The sequence below is a fragment of the Bacillus sp. SIMBA_031 genome (assembly GCF_046535225.1).
GTDB lineage: Bacteria > Bacillota > Bacilli > Bacillales > Bacillaceae > Bacillus > Bacillus velezensis.
In genome coordinates this window covers 1-258 of sequence record NZ_JAWRXC010000416.1, presented here as the reverse complement: position 1 = coordinate 258, position 258 = coordinate 1, and the positions used below count along the sequence as shown (strand labels likewise).

The 258-nt window shown below is 31.8% G+C and carries 1 protein-coding gene; it reads left to right on the top strand.

Annotated features, from left to right (window positions below):
* A partial coding sequence (locus tag SB724_RS20850; RefSeq protein WP_410572860.1) for a hypothetical protein occupies positions 1-258 on the top strand: 258 nt, incomplete at both ends.

The following is a 258-nucleotide window of genomic DNA, read 5'->3' as shown; positions in this document are numbered from 1 at the left end:
AAAGACAAGTCATTTTTACAATATTTAAATGAAATAATTGTATCACTTGAAAAAACTTCCGGGAATGAAGCGGCAGAAAACTTAACGAAAATTCAAAAATTACTTTCTGAATATAAAGGGTCTGCTACATTCATCGAAAATGTAAACAAACAAATAGACCAATTAAAAGCAAAGTTTGAGGGAAATGAGCTTATTGCAAAATTGGAAGATTTCAGAAAGGCAAACCTAGACGGGACAACCGGAGAAGATAGAAATTCT